Here is a 1,641-nt window from a genome sequence, read left to right on the forward strand (position 1 = left end):
CCCGTTCCAACCTGCTGCTCCGCCTTGATCACTCACCGTTGCCAATTCAAACAGAATCATGTCTCTGACTGTGGCATATCCTGCCGTTATGGACGCGCGGGCAGCCTGCAGCGTCACATCCCACTGCCCTTTCTCGACCAGCTGCTCGTGGCTGCGCTGCAAACGGATGGGAGGATCCATGAGAGGCCTGCCCCATGCCAGCTCATGGCCTTCACCCATCGAGGCCACCTGTGCAGCAATAAGGATTTTGGCATTACGCTGATACGGATCAAAGCCTTCAATGACTTTTGAGGGGTCGGCATCCAGACCCAGGCACTGCCCCTGGCCAAGGGCTTCTTTGACAATGATATCATCCCAAAAACTCTTCCGTTCTCCACTGTCCTCATCCAGTACAATTGTTTCACCACGTGTATCGCGAATCTGTCGGTGAAATGCGGACATCTCGTCTATACCGACTGAATCGCCGTCAGCGACCAAGGTTGTCTTGAACGAAAGTACGCCCGCACCCTCAGGAAACAGCCATAAATCAACCCAATGCAGCTTGAAGGGCATGACTTTTGCGCCCTCTCGGTCCGTGATGATAAAACGCCGGTTGGGCTCCAACCTGAGTACGACAGGCTCAATGGCGCCACGGCTGCCTTCAGTCGTGCGAAGCCGCTGTCTGAGCCATTGATCGATCGTCTGGTTTTCATGCCAAGGCGTATCTCCAAAAATGGCCGAATCGGCTTGGGGATTGAAAATTGAGAATCGTTTGGTTTGCTCCAGATTTTTCAGGCTTGGATGAGGGAACCAGCCGCTATCCTTCAGTGCCCGGCTGACCACGCCCAGATCGCTTTCGGGCAATCTGTGTTGCAAGGCAAGACAAAAAATCGAGTAATGCTCCGAGAACTTCACATCCCGGGTTGGATACCCTTCCGGCAGCATCTCCACTTGGCCTGATTGATTCATTCGGTCTCCTCCGATTGATGACCCCGATGCCGCATCTGGCACGGCCGATTGCCTCGCCAGGGTTCGAGCACCTTCAGTTGCTTGGCCGCATTGATCACGACCCACGAACCATTCTCAGCAAAACCCTGTAGTTTGGGCTCATTGCCTCCCCAGCACACCGGTCCCGTTCCATGCCAAGCACCCACGAGATTGCGGGGTGGCAAAGAGGCGCTCCCCTGCCAACCACCGTCCATGTCCATATTCAGCATTTCACGCATCGCCTGCTCCTCGGAAATCGAATGTGCCACTTTGATGCAGCGCCCCTCGTTCACATCCCAAAGCCTCACGCCATCCCCGCTAAACGACAGCGCCCGGTCGCCCTCCAGGAGATGGACGCCTCTGATCTTATCCGCATGTCCCTCGAGCACGGCAAGGCACTTGCCGTCGCTCAAATCCCAAAGGCGGAGGGTGCAATCCCCCCCACTCCACGACAGCGCCCGGTCGCCCTCCAAGAGATGGACGCCGTCGACCCAACCCTTATGTCCCTCGAGCACCGCAAGGCACTTGCCGTCGTTCAAATCCCAAAGGCGGAGGTAAACACTCCACGACAGCGCCCGGTCGCCCTCCAGGAGATGGACGCCGGCGATCCTCATCGTTTGCCCCTCGAGCACGGCAAGGCACTTGCCGTCGCTCAAATCCCAAAGGCGGAGGGAG

At 57.1% G+C, this 1,641-nt stretch carries 2 protein-coding genes; both read right to left on the bottom strand.

From position 1 onward, the window contains the following. Positions 1–948, bottom strand: a 948-nt coding sequence (locus D6694_08615) for a hypothetical protein (protein ID RMH41651.1), incomplete at its 3' end; no start/stop codon positions are given. Next, entirely contained in the window at positions 945–1,580 is a 636-nt protein-coding gene (locus tag D6694_08620) for a hypothetical protein (protein ID RMH41652.1), read from the bottom strand. The genes D6694_08615 and D6694_08620, both read right to left, overlap by 4 nt. Positions 1,581–1,641 lie beyond the last annotated feature (61 nt).

The organism is Gammaproteobacteria bacterium (assembly GCA_003696665.1).
Taxonomy (GTDB): domain Bacteria; phylum Pseudomonadota; class Gammaproteobacteria; order Enterobacterales.

Excerpts from the sequence above, each read along its gene's own strand:
- D6694_08620 (RMH41652.1), bottom strand. The coding sequence starts at position 1,580 with ATGAGGATCGCCGGCGTCCATCTCCTGGAGGGCGACCGGGCGCTGTCG.